Below are 18345 nucleotides of genomic sequence, written 5' to 3'. Positions count from 1 at the left end.
AGAGGTCGACCGCTTATCCACGTCTGGATAGTTGGTGTCGATAGTGGATCATCCCAGAAAGCTCCACCATCGACATTGAGTGCTTCGGCAGGCACTACAGCTTGCGAAATTCCCGCTGCAGGGTGAACTCGCGGGAGGTCACCAGCTTCTCGATGCGCTGAACTCGAGGCTCCAGCGCATCCAGTTCCTGCGCGACACGGCCCAGCGCCTGCTGGGGGGTGACACCCGCCTGCCAGCTGCGCGCCTTCATCCGCACCTCGGCAAAATCGGCGTCCTCTTGCGAATAGAGGGTGACCGGCTTTTTGTCGAGCAACAGCCAAGCGGCAATATAAGCGGTGAAGGTGATGAACCCGGCGAAGATGAGGCCGCTGATAGCCAGCAGCCGCACGATCCAGGTCTCCACCCCGAAGTACTCTGCCAGACCGGCGCAAACACCGGCAATCTTGCCCTGCCGGGGATCGCGATAGAGGTTGCGCCCCTCACGGTTGACACTGCTCATACCTTGTTCCTCCAACCGGGCACTTCCGCATCCAGAATCGATTCCAGCGCACCGACTCGCTCCTGCATCTTCTCGGTGCGGGCCAGCAGCCCTTGCAGCTGTTCCCGCTCGCTATCGGCAAGACCGGCGCCCATGCGCCCCTTGGCCCGGTAGTGCAGCACCAGCCAGATGGGGGCCACCACCACCATGAAGACCACCATGGGAACCATCAATACACCCAGCAGACTCTCCATCGCTTACTCTCCCTGCTGGCCGTCACGCTGACCCAGCTTTTGGCGCATCGCCTCAAGCTCTTTGCTTATCTGATCGTCCACTTCCAGCTCGGCAAACTGCTGCGCCAGCGCCTTGTCGGACTGACCCAGATCGGCGCGCGCTTCCATCTCGTCGATGCGGCGCTCCATCCGCTCGAACTTGCTCACCACCGCCTGACTGTCACCACGGGCTACCTGGCTCTGCACGTTGAGACGGCTGCTGGCCGCTTCGCTGCGAATGGCCATCGCCTTTTGACGGGCGCGGGCATCTTCCAGCTTGGCTTCGAGCTGACGGATCTCCTCACCCAGCTTCTCGATGCCGCTATCAACTGCCTGCTGCTCGCGGTAGAGAGTCTCTGACAACTCGCTCTGTTTCTTCTTCTCGATAAGGGCCGCGCGGGCCAGATCTTCACGCCCCTTGGTCAGGGCCAGCTCGGCCTTGGCCTGCCACTCATCTACCCGCTCCTGATGGCGGGCCACCTGACGGCCAATCTCTTTCTGGCTGGCGAGGAAGCGGGCCAGATTGGAGCGCTCCTTGACCAGCTCGTCCTCCATCTCCTGAATGATCAGGCGCACCATCTTCTGGGGATCTTCTGCCTTGTCGAGCAGGGCCGTCAGGTTGGAATTGATGATGTCGGCCAGACGGGAAAAAATACTCATGATTGCACTCCTGTTAATGGCATGGCGTTGTTTCTCCATTGACAATGGCAACTTGTGTGCCAATCTGGAGCGAAATTTAACTTGTTGATTTATATGGGGCTGCTTTGCCCCGTTTCAATAGATGCCATACAGGTGGTGATAAAAATCACCAACTTTTGGTAAGATTGACCAGCTTTAACAACCGACAGGGATCACTATGACCACGGCCACGGAAAGCCTGCTGGGGGAATCCAACGCATTCCTCGAGATCATCGAGCAGGCCTCACGGCTCGCCCCGCTGCGCAAACCCGTGCTGATCATCGGTGAGCGGGGAACGGGCAAGGAGCTCATTGCCCACCGCCTACATTATCTCTCGGCGCGCTGGGATCAAAGCTTTGTCACCATCAACTGCGCCACTCTGAGCGAGAGCCTGCTGGAGACCGAGCTGTTCGGTCACGAGGCAGGCTCCTTTACCGGCGCGGCCAAGCGCCATCAGGGGCGCTTCGAGCGGGCCGATGGCGGCACCCTCTTCCTCGACGAGCTGGCCACCACCAGCGCCCGGGTGCAGGAGAAGCTGCTGCGGGTCATCGAGTATGGCGAGTTCGAGCGGGTGGGCGGGGCCAAGCCCCTCAAGGTGGATGTGCGGCTGGTCTGCGCTACCAACGAAGATCTCCCTGCGTTGGCAGACAAGGGGCTGTTTCGCCACGATCTGCTGGACCGGCTCGCGTTTGATGTGATTACCCTCCCCCCCTTGCGGGAGCGGCGGGAAGATATCCTGATGCTGGCGGAGCACTTCGCCCACAGCATGACCCGGGAGCTGGGCTATCCGCTCTTTGCCGGTTTCTCGCGTAAAGCAACCCAGCTGCTGCTCGATTACCCCTGGCCTGGCAACGTGCGGGAGCTGAAAAACGTGGTGGAGCGCAGCATCTACCGCCAGGGCAACCCCCAGTTGCCGCTGGCCGAGCTGGTGATCAATCCGTTTGATTCCCCCTGGCGGCCCGGCACGACAACCTGCCAAGAGAGTAAAAACGAGCAACAAGGCGTGACAAGCGGGGGATTGCCACTCGATCTCAAGCAGGCGGTGGCGGAGTTCGAGATTAATTTACTCAAGCAGGCGATGCAGCAATCCCAGTATAATCAGCGAAAAGCCGCCCAACTGCTGGCCTTAAGCTATCACCAGTTTCGTGGCATGCTACGCAAGTATCAGCTGCTGGATGCCGACAACGATACGGAACAAGACCAGAAAGAGTCCGGTTGACACCGGCACCAACAAAGCCAGCACAGTGCTGGCGCATTCATATAAAAACAGATGCGTATCAACCAGATGGTTCAACAATGAGAATGCTCACACCCTTGCTGCTCGGTCTGCTGGTTCTGCTCACCGGCTGCCAGAAGCAACCCGAGGCCTCCAAAACCGGACTCATCTACTGTGCTGAGGGCTCTCCCCTCTCCTTCAACCCCCATGTCTCCAATACCGGGGTTACGCTGGATGCCAGTGCTCGCCCGCTCTATGACCGTCTTTTGGACGTCAACCCAAACACCATGGCGCTGGAACCGGCACTGGCGACCGAGTGGCACATCAGCGATGACGGTCTCATCTATACGTTGAAACTGCGCAAGGGGGTAACCTTTCATCACACCTCCTGGTTCAGCCCAAGCCGTACCTTCAATGCCGATGACGTCGTCTTTACCTACGCCCGCCAGCTCGACGATCAGCACCCCTATCACAACGTCTCCGGCGGCGACTACCCCTTCTTCTACAGCCTGGGGCAGGATCTGCTGATCAAACGGGTCTACAAAAAGGGGCCGCAGCAGGTGGTGTTCGAGCTGAACCAGCCCAACGCCTCATTCCTCGCCACCCTGGCCAGTGACTATGCAGTGATCCTCTCCGCTGAATATGGCGAACAGATGCTGAAGGCCGGAACGCCTGCCTTGCTCGATACTCGCCCCATCGGTACCGGTCCCTTCAGCTTCAAGGAGTATCGCCATAACGAGTTCATCCGTTATCTACGCCATCCCGGCTACTGGAACGGTCCGGCCCGGATCGAGCAGCTGGTCTACGACATCACCCCGAAATCCGCCAAACGGCTGGCCAAGCTGCTGACCGGCGAGTGCGACGTGATGAGCACCCCGGCCGCCAGCCAACTCTCGGTGATCAAGCAGAACCCGGATCTCAGCCTCTCGGTACAATCGGGAATGAACGTGGCTTTTTTAGCCCTCAACACCCGAAAACCGCCATTCAACAACCTCAAGGTGCGTCAGGCCATCGCCAGCACCATCAATATCGACAACCTGCTGCAGGCGGTCTATTTCGATACCGGCCTGCCGGCCAATAGCCTGCTGCCCCCCATCTCGTGGGGCTACAACCCCAGTCTGCAGGAGCGCAAACCGGATCTGAAACGGGCACGCCAGCTGCTCAAGGAAGCGGGCATGGCGAAAGGGTTCGAGATGCAGGTACTGGTGCAACCGGATGCCAGACCCTACAACCCAGATGCAATCAAGACTGCCCAACTGATGCGAAACGATTTAGCCAAGGTGGGGATCAAACTCAAGATTGTGCAGCAGGCGTGGCCCGTCATTGAAAAACGCCTGGCCGCCGGTCAGTACGACAGTCTGCTTTCCGGCTGGATTGCCGACAACGCCGACCCGGACAACTTCTTCCGCCAGCTGCTGAGCTGCTCGGCGGTCGAGCGGGGCAACAACTACAGCCGCTGGTGCAGCCCGGCCTTCGATCAACTGCTTGATGATGCGGTCACCACTCCCCAGCTCTCGTTCCGGCTACGTAACTACTACTACGCCCAGACCCTGCTCAACGAGCAGCTGCCGATCATTCCGCTGGCGCACGCCCTGCGCACCCAGGTCACCCGCAGTGATATCGAAGGGCTGCAGTTGATGCCGTTTGGTGGCACCTCCTTCAACCAGGCTCACAGGGAGTAAACATGCTTTTATACACCTTGCGCCGCATCAATCTGCTGATCATTACCTTGCTGGCACTGACCTTTGTCGCCTACCTGCTGGAATATCGGCTGATCGGTCATCAACTCAGCTTCTGGAGCGGCTACCCCGACTTCCTGCGCCGCATTTTTGCAGGCGACTTGGGGCTCTCCAGCGTCTCCGGACTGCCGGTGCTGGACGAGATCCGCTACTACTTCCCGGCCACCCTGATCCTTTGTCTCGCGGCATTCACCATCTCGCTGCTGGTGGGCATTCCGCTTGGCACCCTGGCCGCCCTGTCACAAGGCAAGACGCTGGATCTCTCCATCATGACCGCAGGCCTTATCGGCTACGCGATACCAGTGTTCTGGCTGGCGCTGCTGGTGGTGATGCTCTTTTCGCTGGATCTCGGCTGGTTGCCGGCCTCCGGTCAGATCAGCCTGCTCTATGATGTGCCGCCCATCACCGGCATTGCCGTCATCGACGTGCTGCTGAGCCACGAACCCTGGCGCCAGGCTGCACTGCACGATGCCCTGCGCCACCTCATCCTCCCCTCGCTGGTACTGGCTGTGGTGCCTACCACCGAGGTGATCCGCCATGTGCGCAGCTCGCTCATCGACGTGATGAAACAGAACTACATCAAGGCAGCAGCGAGCCGCGGCCTCTCCAAGAGGCAAATTGTCTGGCGCCATGGCCTGAAAAATGCTCTGCCGCCGGTACTGCCGCTACTCGGTTTGCAACTGGGCAGTGTGCTCACCTCCGCCATGATCACCGAAGTGGTGTTCGAGTGGCACGGTATCGGTCGCTGGCTCATCAGCAGCATTGCCTTGCAGGATTACGCCGCTATTCGTGGAGCCACCCTGGTGGTCGCCAGTTTCGTCATCCTGACCAGCGTCAGTACCGAGTTGCTGACCACCCTTATCTACCCGGCGCGACGCAAAGAGTTGTATGCCAAACAAGATTGAACGCGCTCATGGCGTGACCAGGAGCCAGGTATCCTATGCAAGATAAATCGAACATCTATCCCGAGCTCAAGATCCTCTCCCCCCTTGAGCAGACGTGGGCCTCCTATCGCCGCAACCCGCTGGCCATGGCTGGGCTCTGGTGCTTTCTGATCCTGCTGCTCATCACCCTGCTTGGGCCCTTGGTCGTGCCTCACGGTATCGATGAGCAACATGCCAACCACCTGTTGCTGGCCCCCTCCTGGGCGGCCACCGGCAATATCGACTTCTTCCTCGGCACCGATGATCTGGGGCGCGACATGCTATCCCGACTGGTGGTCGGTGCTCGCCTTACCTTTGGTTGCGCCCTCATCGTCGTGGTCATCGCCATGGTGGCAGGCTCTGCCATCGGCATCCTCGGCGGCATGAGCAAGGGGCTCAAATCGAGCGTGCTGCACCATCTGCTCGATACCCTGCTCTCCATCCCCTCCCTGTTGATGGCCATTCTGATGGTCGCAATTCTCGGCCCGGGCCTTGGCAATACCCTGATTGCAATCACTCTGGCGCTGATCCCGCCCTTTATCCGCGCCACCTACAATGCGGTGCACGCCGAGATGCAGAAGGAGTACATCATCGCCAGCCGCCTTGATGGCTCGCCGCCGTTTCGGATCATGCGCCTCGCCATTCTGCCAAACATCGTCGAAACCCTGGTGGCCCAGACTACCCGTACCCTGTCGGCGGCCATCCTCGATATTTCGGCGGTGGGTTTTCTTGGCCTGGGTGCCCAGTCTCCCCAACCCGAGTGGGGGGCCATGCTGGCTGATTCAAGCGATCTCATCTATCTCGCCCCCTGGACCGTGACTCTGCCCGGGGTTGCCATTCTGTTCAGCGTGCTGGTAACCAACCTGGTCGGTGAAGGGATCCGCGAAGCACTCAAAGAGGGGAATGACTGATGCTGATGACCCTGCCAGATATACGCAATCTCGCCATCGGCGTCGGTACACCATTATATTGCGTGCCCATCGGCTATCCGCTGGTGGGTGAAAGCACCCTTGCTGCGGGGAATAACTGATGCCATTGCTCGATATACGCAATCTCACCATCGAGATCGACACCCCGCAAGGCAAGGTCAAGGCGGTGGACAAGGTAAGCCTCACCCTCAATGAGGGGGAGATCCGCGGGCTGGTCGGCGAATCCGGTTCTGGTAAAAGCTTGATCGCCAAGGTGATCGTCGGCATCGAAAAAGACAACTGGACGGTACGCGCCGACCGGATGCGCTTCAACGACATGGATCTGCTGACCATGGCACCCAAGGAGCGTCGTCGCATCATGGGCCGCGAGATCGCCATGATCTTTCAGGATCCTATCAGCTGTCTCGACCCCTCCGAGGAGATCGGCACCCAGCTGGAAGAGGCGATCCCGACCGGTTCCTTCGAGGGCCAGTTCTGGCAGCGCTTCCAGTGGCGCAAGAAAAAAGCAATCGCCCTGTTGCACCGGGTCGGCGTCAAGGATCACCGCAAGGTGATGCGCGCCTACCCCCACGAATTGTCGGATGGCATGTGCCAGAAGGTGATGATCGCCATGGCCATTGCCAACCAGCCGCGCCTGCTGGTGGCTGACGAGCCCACCAGTGCCATGGAGTCCACCACCCATTCGCAGATCCTGCGGCTGCTGGACAAGATGAACAAGCTGGGCAACACCACCATCCTCATCATCAGTAACGATATCGCCGCCATCGCCAACCTGACCGACACCATCAACGTGATGTACTGCGGCCAAATGGTGGAGGTGGGCACCCGCGAGCAGATCCTCGAAACGCCGCACCACCCCTATACCGATGCGCTGCTCAAATCCATTCCCGATTTTGACAAGCTGGTGCGCCACAAGTCACGGCTCGAGACCCTGCCCGGTATCATTCCACCGCTGCAGCATCTGCCCATTGGCTGTCGTCTGGGGCCACGCTGTCCCTATGCACAAAAGCAGTGTGTACAAACTCCGCTGATGAACAAGATCAAGGGCCATCAGTTCAGCTGTCACTTCCCGCTGAACATGGAGGAGCCGAAAAAATGATGACCGTTAATGCCCCCATGAAGGAGCCCCGCCTGTGATCGAGCCATCCCTGTTGCAGGTCAGAGGCCTTAGCAAAACCTACCAGAACCGCACTGGTCTGTTCCGCCGCCAGGCTGTAGAGGCGATCAAGCCCCTCTCGTTCGATCTCGACGTGGGCCAAACCCTCGCCATCGTCGGCGAGGCGGGCTCCGGCAAGAGCACCCTCGCTCGCATTCTGGCTGGCATGATCGAACCCACCAGCGGCGATATCGCCATCGATGGCCAACTGATGGTGCACGGTGATTACCAGACCCGCTGCAAACTGCTGCGGATGATCTTTCAGGATCCCAACACCTCGCTGAACCGCAAGATCCGGGTCGGCCAAATCCTGGAGACGCCACTGCGCCTCAACACTGAGATGAGCGAAGAGGAGCGCCGCGAGAAGGTGGTGCAAACCCTGCGCATGGTGGGCATGTTGCCCGATCACGCCCTGTTCTACCCCCAGATGCTCTCTGCCGGGCAACAGCAGCGGGTGGCACTGGCCCGGGCGCTTATCCTCAATCCCAAAATCGTGGTCGCCGATGAAGCGCTCTCCACCCTCGATATCTCGGTGCGCTCCCAGATCATCAACCTGCTGCTGGAGATGCAGGAGACCATGGGGCTGAGCTATGTGCTGGTAGCCAACGATTTGGGCATCGTCAGCCATATCAGTGACGAGGTGCTGGTAATGCACGAAGGGCGGGTGGTCGAACGCGGCAAGACCCTCAAGGTGTTTGCCGATCCCCAGCATGAGGTGACCCGGCGTCTGATCCAGAACTACAACAACGAATACCGTCGCTAAACCCCGCCGGCTGCTTGCCGTTCGCTCGGGCCAGCAGCCCCTCTCACCTGGAACAGGGGAAATAAAAAAACCCACTGCATGCAGTGGGTTTTTGTTATCCGTGTTGCCGCTTAGGCTTGCAGCAGCAGGCGGTTGATGCGGGAGACAAAGCTCGCCGGATCGTTCAGCCCGCCCTGTTCGGCCAGCTGGGCCTGTTCGTGCAACAGGGTGACCCACTCGCCGAACAGCGCTTCATCTTCGATGGTGTCGAGCTTCTTGACCAGCGCGTGGTCGGGGTTGAGCTCCAGAATGTACTTCTGCTCCGGCACCGGCTGACCGGCGGCGCGCATCAGCTTGATCATCTGGGTGCTCATGCCGTGGGCATCGGTGACGATGCAGGAGGGTGAGTCGGTCAGACGGTGGGTGACACGCACCTCTTTTACCGCCTCGCCGAGGCTCTGCTTCACTCGCTCAACCAGACCAGCATTGGCCTTCTCGGCCTCTTCTTGCGCCTGTTTGGACGCTTCGTCTTCCAGCTCGCCGAGATCCAGCTCGCCACGGGTGACGGAGACCAGCTGCTTGCCGTCGAACTCGGTCAGGTGGCTCATCAGCCACTCGTCAACGCGCTCCCACATCAGCAGCACTTCGACACCCTTCTTGCGGAAGATCTCGAGGTGCGGGCTGTTCTTGGCAGCGGCATAAGAGTCAGCAGTGATGTAGTAGATCTTCTGCTGGCCTTCCTTCATGCGGCCAACATAATCCTCGAGAGAGACGGTCTGGGCTTCGCCCTCGCCAGCGGTGCTGGCAAAGCGCAGCAGCTTGGCAATCTCTTCGCGGTTGGCGTAATCCTCGGCCGGGCCCTCTTTCAGCACATTGCCGAACTCGCTCCAGAACTTGGCGTACTTCTCGCTGTCATCCTTGGCCAGTTTGGCCAACATGGTCAAGACGCGCTTGGAGCAAGCCTTGCGCAGGGAGACGGTCACCTTGTTGTCTTGCAGAATTTCACGGCTGACGTTGAGCGGCAGATCGTTGGAGTCCAGCACCCCTTTGACGAAGCGCAGGTAGGTCGGCATAAACTGCTCGGCGTCATCCATGATAAAGACGCGCTGTACGTAGAGTTTCAGACCGTGCTTCTGCTCGCGGTTGTAAAGGTCGAACGGTGCGCGGGCCGGTACGTAGAGCAGGCTGGTATACTCCTGCGCCCCTTCCACCCGGTTGTGACCCCACAGCAGCGGATCTTCGAAGTCGTGAGCAACGTGCTTGTAGAACTCCTGATACTCCTCGTCCTTGATATCTTTCGGGTTACGAGTCCACAGTGCGGTGGCGCGGTTGACCTGCTCCCACTCGCCCGGAGTACCGACGATGGTTTCGCCATCCTCTTCACGATCCGGGGTACCCTCTTTGAACATCTCGACCGGCACGCTGATGTGATCGGAGTATTTGCTCACCACGGAGCGCAGACGCCAGTCGTCGAGGAACTCTTCTTCCTCGGCACGCAGATGCAGGATAACGTCGGTACCGCGACCCTCTTTGGTCACGTCAGCGACGGTGAAGGAGCCTTCCCCTTCAGATTCCCACTGCACACCCTGCTCCGGAGCGGTACCGGCGGCACGGGAAACGACGGTCACCTTGTCGGCAACGATGAAGGCAGAGTAGAAGCCGACCCCGAACTGACCGATCAGCTGGGAGTCACGGCCCTGATCGCCGGAGAGGTTTTTGAAGAATTCGGCGGTGCCGGACTTGGCGATGGTACCCAGGTGCTCGATCACCTGATCACGGGTCATACCGATCCCGTTATCGGAGATGGTCAGGGTACGCTTCTCTTTGTCCACAACCAGACGCACACGCAACTGGCCGTCGTTTTCGAACAAAGAGGCATCGGAAAGCGCCTTGAAGCGCAGCTTGTCCGCCGCATCGGAGGCGTTGGAAATCAGCTCGCGCAGGAATACTTCTTTGTTGGAGTAGAGGCTGTGAGCCATCAGGCTCAGCAGTTGTTTAACTTCAGTCTGAAAGCCGTGGGTTTCGGCATGAACACTTTGGGTCATGGACCAATCCTCAGAAACATCGGGTTGAACATATGCCCAACCTAGATGGGGACGGCCAATCAAATATCAAGGGGCGAGTATGCAATCCTGCTCACTCGCCCCTTTAAATCCGCTCAAGCGGCTATTTATTGCTCAGCTCGCCCCCTGTTGATTCGGGGGCGGCAAACCGGCTCGCCTTGTTATTTCAAGCGCTGCCGCCCCATCAGGGAGTGGGACAGCGTGGTGCCATCCACCAGCTCCAACTCACCCCCTACCGGCACCCCGTGGGCGATGCGGCTCACCTCCACCCCGGCATGACGGGCCATATCGGCAATGTACCAGGCGGTGGCATCCCCCTCGATGGTGGGATTGGTGGCGAGGATCAGCTCGCTGATGTGCTCTTCCTGCAAACGGCGCTCGAGGATATCGAGCCCCAGCTCCTCTGGGCCGATGCCATCGAGCGGCGACAGATGACCCATCAGCACAAAGTAACGGCCGGAGAACTGACCGGTCTGCTCGATGGCGGCCACGTCCGCCGGGCTCTCCACCACACAGAGCAGACCGTTCTCTTCCCGCTTGGGATTGGCGCAGATATCGCAGCGCTCGTTCTCGGTAAAGGTGCGACAGTGGCTGCAGTGACCAATCTCGGTCAGGGCGCGAGAAAGCAACTGGGCCAACCGCAAGCCGCCGCTGCGCTCGCGCTCGAGCAGGGTAAAAGCCATGCGCTGGGCAGACTTGGGCCCCACCCCCGGCAATACCTGCAGGGCTTTCATCATCTCATCGAGCAGGGGACTGAACTTCATAACACTCCTTACACGGGCCTGCCCCTCGCCGCCACCAGGGCCACGACGGGTCAGCAAAACAGGATAACGCCATTGGCGCAGGACTATACCCGAGCCCGCCGCCCATCGCCATCAGCTTGCCCACGGATGCCTGCTAAAAATGCGAATAGCAAAAAGCCCTGATGCTTCCATCAGGGCTTTGCAATTTTCGGTCAACTTAACGATTCACGGCTAAAAACAGCAAACCATTCAGCACTGCTGATCTTTGATCCAAGCAAGCCGTTCAATGCAAACCGGGTGAGGTTTTTCGCTCTGCCTTAGGAGTATTTACGTCAGGATTTCGCCTAAAAGCAAAAAACCGACCCTGAGGTCGGTTTTTTTAATTTGGCGGTGAGGGAGACCGCCTGAATTAAGTCCGGACAAAGCCAGTTACTTCTAAAATGCCAATATAAAATCAACACCTTACAATTGAATTAGTCCAGCGCCATCCAACTATAAATGACACTATCCCGCACTAAATGGCACAATGGATGGCATAGTCCATGGTGCCACATTCTCAAGGAATCTTACCTATGGCACTTCTTACCGATACCAAAGCACGTAATTTCAAGCCGGGTGACAAAGCGATTGCACATGGTGGCGTAACTGGCCTTGCACTTCATCCGTCAACAACAAAAGGTCGTGGCAACTGGGTGCTTCGCTATGTCAGCCCAGTGACCGGAAAACGCCGAAATGCAGGATTAGGCTCTTACCCCGAAATATCTATAGCTGATGCCACCAAGCAAGGACAGAAGATGCGAGAGCAACTCGCCAATGGCCTTGACCCTCTAGAGCTCAAACGTGCTGAAGAGAGCAAACCCTCTATCCCAACTTTCGAGGCTGCTGCTCGGGAAGTTCATTCCAAACTGCTACCTGGATGGAAAAACCCCAAACACGGCAAACAGTGGATCTCGACACTAGAACAGTATGCATTCCCCATGATTGGCCAGTACTCAATCTCTGCCATCACTCCTGCACAGATCGCTGAGGTCTTAATGCCGATCTGGTTGGAGATCCCTGAAACAGCCAGCCGTGTGAAACAACGGTTGCATGCGGTCATGGCTTGGGCCTGGGCGCATGGTCACTGCCAAGCAAACCCAGTCGATGTCGTGAGTCACTTGCTCCCGCTGCAACCCAGTAAAGCCGTGCGTACAGAGCATCAACCAGCCATGCCCTGGCGTGATATTCCAACCTTTGTCCAGCAGCATCTGAGGACAACACAGCGTTACGATGTGACCCGCTTGATGCTGGAGTTCTTGATCCTGACGGCTTGCCGCTCAGGTGAAGTGCGAGCCATGAAATGGTCAGAGGTAGATCTGGAAGCAAAGATCTGGACCTTGCCAGCAGAACGAATGAAGGCCAAACAAATGCATCGCGTCCCGTTATCTCTTCGAGCGGTCGAGATCCTGATGGGATTGCAGGGGTTGCATGATGAATTGGTCTTCCCTTCACCACGCGATCAAGTTCCACTATCAGATATGGTACTAACGACCTTTTTGAGACGAGTAAAGGCACCGAGCTCTACTCCTGGCCGTCTGGCAACGGCACATGGTTTTCGTTCCAGCTTTCGGGATTGGTGCAGCGAGCAGGGTTATGCGCGTGATCTCGCTGAACGAGCGTTAGCGCATACAGTGCAAAACAAGGTAGAAGCAGCGTACCATCGCACCGACTTGCTAGACCAGCGGCGTCCGATGATGGATGCTTGGGCTGAGTTTGTGACTGGTGATTTGCCAACTGAATAAGAAGGAAACGGCCATCAGGCCGTTTCCTTCACCCGGATGCAGCAGGAAGAGAGTCTCTCAATAGCCCTCTCATTGCTGACGGAAACTGACAGCAGGTAATGTCATTCTCATATACAGGACCTTAAGCATTAAGTCCCTTTAAAACTCCCTCCAAAGTTCTGTTCTGTATCGATTTTCTCTGCTTGGTTCGGCAAGCGTTCTTGGCCAAATAATCAGCTGCCCATTCCAGTCTTTCCCTTATTTCTGTCAGCGCCCTATGGGCCACTGCTTCCAATAGCGGCAACCACCATGTCGTACTGTTCTTTGACGCTTTCAACATCGATAGCTTCCCTGTCATCACACTTTGCGCGACCCGTCTTTTCATCACAGCGATAATAGCAGGCTCGTCCATACCAATCCCTCGGCGATGGCTTTCTCCCCCGTCACAAACCCCTTGAGCCGGTTGTGCGATTTCCACTCTTTAAATAACAACTCCACCTGCCAACGGCAGCGATACAGGCTCATCACCTGCTCTGCTGACCACGCTGCTCGCGGCAGGTTGGTCATCGACAGACAGAACCGCTTTTCCTCGGCAAACCAGCGCCGGATCAACCGATATTCCACCTTGCCGGACTTCACCACCATATCCAGCACCTCGGCCCGACAGCGCCGCCGTCCGGCCTCTTTCAGTGATAGTCCCGCCAGTTTTGGCACTTCCCGTCCATCACCGCGCCAGGCCTGGATTATCTTGGGGTTCAGGTTTTGAGTGCCTCGCACCAGATAATATCCGCCAGCGTCATTCACCTGCTCAAACCAGGCCCTGTCAATGTAACCCGCGTCAGCCAGCAGCAGGCAGTTGGCCAGCTTGTGGGCCTCAGGGAGAAATTGCCGCTCCCCTGCGGTATCGGCAGACACACTCATGCACAGCGGGCTCTGCTCCGACAAAGACATGGTCATATGGCACTCGATAGCCGCCGGACTGATGGTCTTGAACCGGCCAGGAAAGTCAGCAGCCAGGCGCCTATGCACAGCAAAGGAGGTGCCATCGTGCAGTAACACCTGCTTGAACGCGCCCAGGGAAGCCGATTTGAGTTGATGGTCGATACGCAAGGCGATGGCCCGTTCAACCAGGGCTTTCATAAACAGGGCAAAACTCTCTTTGCGCAGCTGATTGTGAAACGGTTTGTAGGAAACTTGATGCGCGCCCACCAGCTGCAAGGCATTGAAATGACGGTGTAAACCGGCAATGTCATTGACCTGGTCGCCCCCATGGCCCGCAGCAGTGCTGGTACGAGCATGGCTGGGGTAATGGCGCGCTGACGCAGACAAAATTTGCAGAGCCGAGCAATGCGCTCGAGTGCGGCGGGAACCAGGAGTTGCTCCAGATAGTGATTAGCATTGATAATGGTCATAGGCTTCGCGCGTGTTGATTTTGTTTGGCGATAAAATCAGATCACAAACGAAGCCTTTTTTATATCTATTTCAATTGATTGCCGCTAAAGATCCTGTATATGATGTCATACTAACAAGGTCTGCACCGATGTGCGATTTCATCTGGTAGGTAATATAAATCAAAACAACAAAATAAGGTTGATCAAAAAATGAATAATAAATGCGGTTATATTGACATCAATGGTAGTGAGGTTTATTACGAACTTTCGGGTAATCCGGTTGGTAAACCATTATTGATGCTGCATGGTGGTCTCGGGTCCCTTGATGAACTAATACACATTCAAAAATATGTTGCTGTTGATTATCAGTTGATAAGTATAGATTTCCGTGGCCATGGAAGATCTCCTTTAGGTAGTCGCCCTCTAAGCTACTTGCAGTATCAACAAGATATCCAAGACGTCCTCGGTCACCTTAGTATTGATAGATATTCAATATTTGGTTTTAGTGATGGTGGTATCGTGGGTTATCGCCTAGCCGCCCTAGACCCCCGTAGTGTTTCTTGTTTGGTTACACTTGGTGCTGCTTGGCGGTTAGAGCCTAATGAACCATCACTAGAGTTGAAAAGTAGTTTAACAGAAGATTTTTGGGTTTCAAAGTTTCCCGATGATGTCGCATTATACGAATCTTCAAATCCCAAACCTGATTTTTCTAAACTTGTCGGTGCAGTAAAGGCTGTTTGGCTTGATACAACACCATCTGGCTACCCGTGTAACCTGGTTGAAAGAATTCGTTGCCCAACATTAATAATGAGAGGGGATAACGATATTTTATTTTCACTTGATGAAGCGGTGTCCTTAAAAGCGAAGATAACAGGATCCAGTTTTGCTAATATTCCACTTGCAGCTCATTCTGCTCACCAAGATTCGCCAGAGCTAGTAGGTAAAATACTTCAACAGTTCATATCGCAGTAAAAGATAACTAATATTTTAAAATAGCGCAGTGCATAAATAAGCTCATGTCCCAATTAATTTGCAAGACCTTATGCGTTGAGCGGCGTTAATGGGATGCCCGCCCCTCCCAAAAACAGCATCTGAGTGCCAAAGTGGCGAATGTAAGTTCCCACAGATGAGAGACGTGACCACCATGAAGGCTACGACTATCGGCATCGTTCTGGCAAAACATATCTTCCAATTACATGGCGTTGATCAACATGGCAAGACGCCGGGAATTGGTGTTCATAACCGGCCGGAATATGCAGAAGCAAAGATCTGGACCTTGCCAGCGGAGCGAATGAAGGCCAAGCAAATGCATCGCGTCCCGTTATATCTTCGAACCGTTGAGATCCTGATGGGATTGCAGGGGTTGCATGATGAATTGGTCTTCCCTTCACCACGCGATCAAGTCTCCCTATCAGATATGGTGCTGACGACATTTTTGCGTCGGGTAAAAGCGCCAAGCTCTACTCCTGGCCGTCTGGCAACGGCGCATGGTTTTCGTTCCAGCTTTCGCGATTGGTGCAGCGAGCAGGGTTATGCACGGGATCTCGCTGAACGAGCGTTAGCACACAGTGCAAAACAAGTTAGAAGCGGCGTACCATCGCACCGACTTGCTAGACCAACTGTGGCCCATGATGGATGTATGGGCTCAGTTTGTATCAGATGATTTACTTGCTAAATATGTGAAACTGTAGTTATAGTCGCTTATCAAATGGCGGCGTATTAATCAGTAAACAAAAAGGGCACCAGCTTAACACTGGCGCCAAATGAGAGGTTCTTTTAGCTCTTCATCCCAATAATTTTATAGATAGCTAAATGACTGAGGACGAAGATACAAAATTACTCTACTTCGTTGATATCGAGTACCATAAACCTAATTTCAGTGCTCGGAGATGCCTCATATATAACACCTATATCTTCATTACCATTAGTTCCTTGGCTTTGAAGCTTTACAAGGTCAGAATAGGCGCTATACCCATCTCTCACCTGGGTTCTTTTAGTAAAGTTATAGTTACCAGTACCATCATCAGTGGCACTCCAAATGGCCAGGTCATTTCTATCAGAACTCACAGCTGTATTACCCTGTGGGGCAGACATTAGTAATCGGTTACCATCATAGTTCAACAAACCTATATCAACTTGATTCAGTTTGAAGAACAGCGCACCATTAATTGAATTTCTGTCTTCTAATATCATTTTCCAGCTTACACCCTGATCTGAGCTGATAAATTGGTAGCGATTAAAATTACCAACCCCCGTGACCCCATCATTTCGTGCTGACAATAAAAGCCGGCCGTCATTTAACTCAACCATATCGGCTTCACTCGGTTCATGTGCATAGGTCGGCGTTTGAGTGCCAGCTCGCCAAGTTTCGCCATGATCATCACTATAAATTGAAACTACAGATAACTGTGCAAATGCATCGAGTACAATCGCTGGGAATATTAACCTTCCATTGGACAATTGGATGCCTTGTCCTGGGCCAGCGTTGATGCTTTTCCAACCCGGTCCACCTTTACCACTTGATGTAAGTGTTTGTGACCAGCCTTGATTGGTTGGAGTATTAACGACAGTCCCATTAACTCGCTTCATCAAGCTTGCATTAAAAGCAAGCTGTGAACTATTACCAATTCTAAAATCAACGCTTTGATAAGCAATTGCGCCTGAGGTGTTTGAACAGCCATTACCCCATGTTACAGTTTTACTGGCATGAGTTTGTCCAAGCCATTTTGAAGCAACCAGTTGACCATCAACATAAAAACTAGCTGTACTCCCTGAACCTTTTATTTGATAGCTATGATATCCAGAAATATCCAAAGCAAGAGGGTACTCCAGAGTTCCAGTGTCAGTATAGAGAACAACCTTTACTGATTTATCTGCATTGACTTGTAAATCAGCCAAGAATCGTTTATTACCATCCCCGTAATACTGTACATTACATCTTCCATCAGCAACACGGGATACCCAATTCAAACTCCAACCCATATTTCTTGCTTGTTCAATCTGAGTTTGTGATGGTGTCAGAGACCAAGTAGCCAGCCCTGATATACCATTGGCCATCCAGTTGGTGTCTCTGACTTTCGCTAAAATATCAACGGGAGATGACCATGTTTTCCCATTATCATCGCTGCTACGATATAATAACTTATGTTGTGGATCATCGAATGGTACACAATTACCATTCTGAGCACATCGGTTATCCCACTTAGTATAAAAAACAAACATCCTTCCGTTGATTTTATCTATAAATGGTCGTGGATCAGAATATGCTTCATTAACTCCCTCATGGATAACATAATAATCACTCCATGTGATACCATTGTCCGTTGAACGCCGGCTTTTTATGCTAGTAGGATAGCCACTGCCAGGATCGTGACTTGAGGCTCGCCCTTCCGCGAATGCAACCAATGTACCGTCAGCAGTACTCACAATGGATGGGATACGATAATTACTACTTCCTCCTTCCCCACCTTTAAATACAATAACATCTCGAATGTTTGATGCAATTGCCTCTACGCCGAAAGGCATTCCTAGTAAACTAAAGGCTAATAGACCTGATGAAATTAAAGAGTTTTTTGCATTCCATTTCATAAATAATTCCCTCATAAATTAATGGCCTTAATATATATCTATTACATCAGCAACTTCTATCCTATTTTGCGTTTTCGCAAAGGCTTTAACATCATGATAAATACTACTTTCCAGAGATCAACCATCATATTTATCAAAATTTAGCTGCAATCATAATCTGTCAATCACCTTATAAAATATTACCACACTGTAACATTCACTATGTTTAATCAGAAATACACAAGCCACAATAACAGATCATAATTAGACCAATAATGACCTATGCATTTTCATTACAGCTTTTTTGAGCGGCATTGAATTATCAATACAGCATCCAGGTTTATGTGGTTGTTCAGGCAGAAATATCGCAAACATCCCTGGTAACAATAACAATTCAGACTCACTAGAGATCGAAGATACGAGATAGTAATCATTAATTACATCATACTCCTTGGATGTCATATTTTTACTATTCTCAAGCCCAAAAAAAATACGTTCCTCACCGCTAATAAGGAATTGAATGTCAATATACTCCTTATGTACTTCTGCTTGTTTTTGTTCGGCGAATCCCGTATCAAACTCCATAACATTGACATACAACAAGTTTTTTTCCAACTCGTAGCGCCCAACGGGAATATCGAGCATATTGGTTTGCTTAAAATAGGTAACTGTAGATTCAACTTGTCAA

The 18345-nt window shown here is 54.1% G+C and carries 15 protein-coding genes and 2 pseudogenes; 9 read left to right on the top strand and 8 right to left on the bottom strand.

The window, feature by feature from the left end; genetic code table 11:
* Positions 1-94: 94 nt before the first annotated feature.
* Genes pspC through pspA form a run of 3 tightly spaced genes read right to left on the bottom strand, consistent with a single transcriptional unit; the run spans position 95 to position 1410 of the window.
* Positions 95-499 carry an envelope stress response membrane protein PspC gene (gene pspC / locus ACE1BR_RS03150; protein ID WP_374867541.1) on the bottom strand — a complete coding sequence of 135 codons (405 nt, stop codon included), beginning with the start codon at positions 497-499 and terminating at the stop codon, positions 95-97.
* Positions 496-732, bottom strand: coding sequence for an envelope stress response membrane protein PspB (gene pspB, locus ACE1BR_RS03145; RefSeq protein WP_108572205.1), 237 nt, complete (start codon positions 730-732; stop codon positions 496-498). Before pspB ends, pspC begins: the two co-directional genes overlap by 4 nt.
* Before the next feature lie 3 nt (positions 733-735).
* Positions 736-1410, bottom strand: a complete 675-nt coding sequence (gene pspA / locus ACE1BR_RS03140) for a phage shock protein PspA (protein WP_041210359.1) — start codon at positions 1408-1410, stop codon at positions 736-738.
* Positions 1411-1606: 196 nt separating this feature from the next.
* Here pspA and pspF point away from each other — a divergent pair, with 196 nt between their 5' ends.
* The 6 genes from pspF (at position 1607) to ACE1BR_RS03110 (ending at position 8154) form a co-directional block, all read left to right on the top strand.
* Positions 1607-2647: a phage shock protein operon transcriptional activator gene (gene pspF / locus ACE1BR_RS03135; RefSeq protein ID WP_374867538.1), complete on the top strand. Its 1041-nt coding sequence runs from the start codon at positions 1607-1609 to the stop codon at positions 2645-2647.
* A gap of 83 nt (positions 2648-2730) precedes the next feature.
* The gene (gene sapA / locus ACE1BR_RS03130; protein WP_374867712.1) at positions 2731-4326 is read left to right on the top strand and encodes an ABC transporter substrate-binding protein SapA; all 1596 of its coding nucleotides are present in this window, start codon (positions 2731-2733) and stop codon (positions 4324-4326) included.
* A gap of 2 nt (positions 4327-4328) precedes the next feature.
* Positions 4329-5288, top strand: coding sequence for an ABC transporter permease (locus ACE1BR_RS03125; protein ID WP_374867536.1), 960 nt, complete (start codon positions 4329-4331; stop codon positions 5286-5288).
* A 35-nt stretch (positions 5289-5323) separates the two neighbouring features.
* Positions 5324-6217 (top strand): ABC transporter permease subunit, encoded by an 894-nt coding sequence (locus ACE1BR_RS03120; RefSeq protein WP_374867534.1) that lies wholly within the window; start codon positions 5324-5326, stop codon positions 6215-6217.
* A 118-nt stretch (positions 6218-6335) separates the two neighbouring features.
* The gene (locus tag ACE1BR_RS03115) at positions 6336-7334 is read left to right on the top strand and encodes an oligopeptide/dipeptide ABC transporter ATP-binding protein (protein ID WP_374867532.1); all 999 of its coding nucleotides are present in this window, start codon (positions 6336-6338) and stop codon (positions 7332-7334) included.
* Positions 7335-7368: 34 nt separating this feature from the next.
* On the top strand, positions 7369-8154 hold the full coding sequence (locus ACE1BR_RS03110) for an ATP-binding cassette domain-containing protein (protein ID WP_374867530.1): 786 nt from the start codon (positions 7369-7371) through the stop codon (positions 8152-8154).
* Between the two features lie 110 nt (positions 8155-8264).
* Here ACE1BR_RS03110 and htpG read toward each other — a convergent pair whose 3' ends face one another.
* A complete protein-coding gene (gene htpG / locus ACE1BR_RS03105; RefSeq protein ID WP_374867528.1) occupies positions 8265-10178 on the bottom strand; it encodes a molecular chaperone HtpG in 1914 nt (637 codons plus the stop codon).
* Positions 10179-10357: 179 nt separating this feature from the next.
* A complete protein-coding gene (recR, locus tag ACE1BR_RS03100) occupies positions 10358-10960 on the bottom strand; it encodes a recombination mediator RecR (protein WP_374867526.1) in 603 nt (200 codons plus the stop codon).
* Between the two features lie 551 nt (positions 10961-11511).
* Between recR and ACE1BR_RS03095 the strand changes: the two genes are divergently transcribed.
* Positions 11512-12720, top strand: coding sequence for a tyrosine-type recombinase/integrase (locus tag ACE1BR_RS03095; protein WP_374867524.1), 1209 nt, complete (start codon positions 11512-11514; stop codon positions 12718-12720).
* Positions 12721-12841: 121 nt separating this feature from the next.
* Here the strand turns inward: ACE1BR_RS03095 and ACE1BR_RS03090 are convergent.
* Positions 12842-14111 (bottom strand): annotated as a pseudogene (locus tag ACE1BR_RS03090) (IS4 family transposase).
* Positions 14112-14300: 189 nt separating this feature from the next.
* On the opposite strand from ACE1BR_RS03090, the gene ACE1BR_RS03085 reads away from it, so the two are divergent.
* Positions 14301-15062: an alpha/beta fold hydrolase gene (locus ACE1BR_RS03085; protein WP_374867522.1), complete on the top strand. Its 762-nt coding sequence runs from the start codon at positions 14301-14303 to the stop codon at positions 15060-15062.
* A gap of 172 nt (positions 15063-15234) precedes the next feature.
* Positions 15235-15753, top strand: coding sequence for a tyrosine-type recombinase/integrase (locus ACE1BR_RS03080; RefSeq protein WP_374867520.1), 519 nt, complete (start codon positions 15235-15237; stop codon positions 15751-15753).
* Positions 15754-15926: 173 nt separating this feature from the next.
* Here the strand turns inward: ACE1BR_RS03080 and ACE1BR_RS03075 are convergent, their stop codons facing one another.
* Entirely contained in the window at positions 15927-17678 is a 1752-nt protein-coding gene (locus ACE1BR_RS03075; protein WP_374867518.1) for an exo-alpha-sialidase, read from the bottom strand.
* Positions 17679-17921: 243 nt separating this feature from the next.
* Positions 17922-18326: pseudogene (gene nanQ / locus ACE1BR_RS03070) on the bottom strand (N-acetylneuraminate anomerase); the annotation flags it as partial.
* Positions 18327-18345 lie beyond the last annotated feature (19 nt).

Origin of the sequence: Aeromonas sp. MdU4 (assembly GCF_041929505.1) — a bacterium.
GTDB lineage: Bacteria > Pseudomonadota > Gammaproteobacteria > Enterobacterales > Aeromonadaceae > Aeromonas.
Note: the sequence above shows the minus strand (reverse complement) of the source record. Positions and strands in the feature narration are given on the sequence as shown.

What these genes read in the sequence shown, in the direction of transcription:
- pspC (WP_374867541.1), bottom strand. Translation starts at nt 499, where the DNA reads ATGAGCAGTGTCAACCGTGAGGGGCGCAACCTCTATCGCGATCCCCGG.
- pspB (WP_108572205.1), bottom strand. Translation starts at nt 732, where the DNA reads ATGGAGAGTCTGCTGGGTGTATTGATGGTTCCCATGGTGGTCTTCATG.
- pspA (WP_041210359.1), bottom strand. Translation starts at nt 1,410, where the DNA reads ATGAGTATTTTTTCCCGTCTGGCCGACATCATCAATTCCAACCTGACG.
- pspF (WP_374867538.1), top strand. Translation starts at nt 1,607, where the DNA reads ATGACCACGGCCACGGAAAGCCTGCTGGGGGAATCCAACGCATTCCTC.
- sapA (WP_374867712.1), top strand. Translation starts at nt 2,731, where the DNA reads ATGCTCACACCCTTGCTGCTCGGTCTGCTGGTTCTGCTCACCGGCTGC.
- ACE1BR_RS03125 (WP_374867536.1), top strand. Translation starts at nt 4,329, where the DNA reads ATGCTTTTATACACCTTGCGCCGCATCAATCTGCTGATCATTACCTTG.
- ACE1BR_RS03120 (WP_374867534.1), top strand. Translation starts at nt 5,324, where the DNA reads ATGCAAGATAAATCGAACATCTATCCCGAGCTCAAGATCCTCTCCCCC.
- ACE1BR_RS03115 (WP_374867532.1), top strand. Translation starts at nt 6,336, where the DNA reads ATGCCATTGCTCGATATACGCAATCTCACCATCGAGATCGACACCCCG.
- htpG (WP_374867528.1), bottom strand. Translation starts at nt 10,178, where the DNA reads ATGACCCAAAGTGTTCATGCCGAAACCCACGGCTTTCAGACTGAAGTT.
- recR (WP_374867526.1), bottom strand. Translation starts at nt 10,960, where the DNA reads ATGAAGTTCAGTCCCCTGCTCGATGAGATGATGAAAGCCCTGCAGGTA.
- ACE1BR_RS03095 (WP_374867524.1), top strand. Translation starts at nt 11,512, where the DNA reads ATGGCACTTCTTACCGATACCAAAGCACGTAATTTCAAGCCGGGTGAC.
- ACE1BR_RS03085 (WP_374867522.1), top strand. Translation starts at nt 14,301, where the DNA reads ATGAATAATAAATGCGGTTATATTGACATCAATGGTAGTGAGGTTTAT.
- ACE1BR_RS03080 (WP_374867520.1), top strand. Translation starts at nt 15,235, where the DNA reads ATGAAGGCTACGACTATCGGCATCGTTCTGGCAAAACATATCTTCCAA.
- ACE1BR_RS03075 (WP_374867518.1), bottom strand. Translation starts at nt 17,678, where the DNA reads ATGAAATGGAATGCAAAAAACTCTTTAATTTCATCAGGTCTATTAGCC.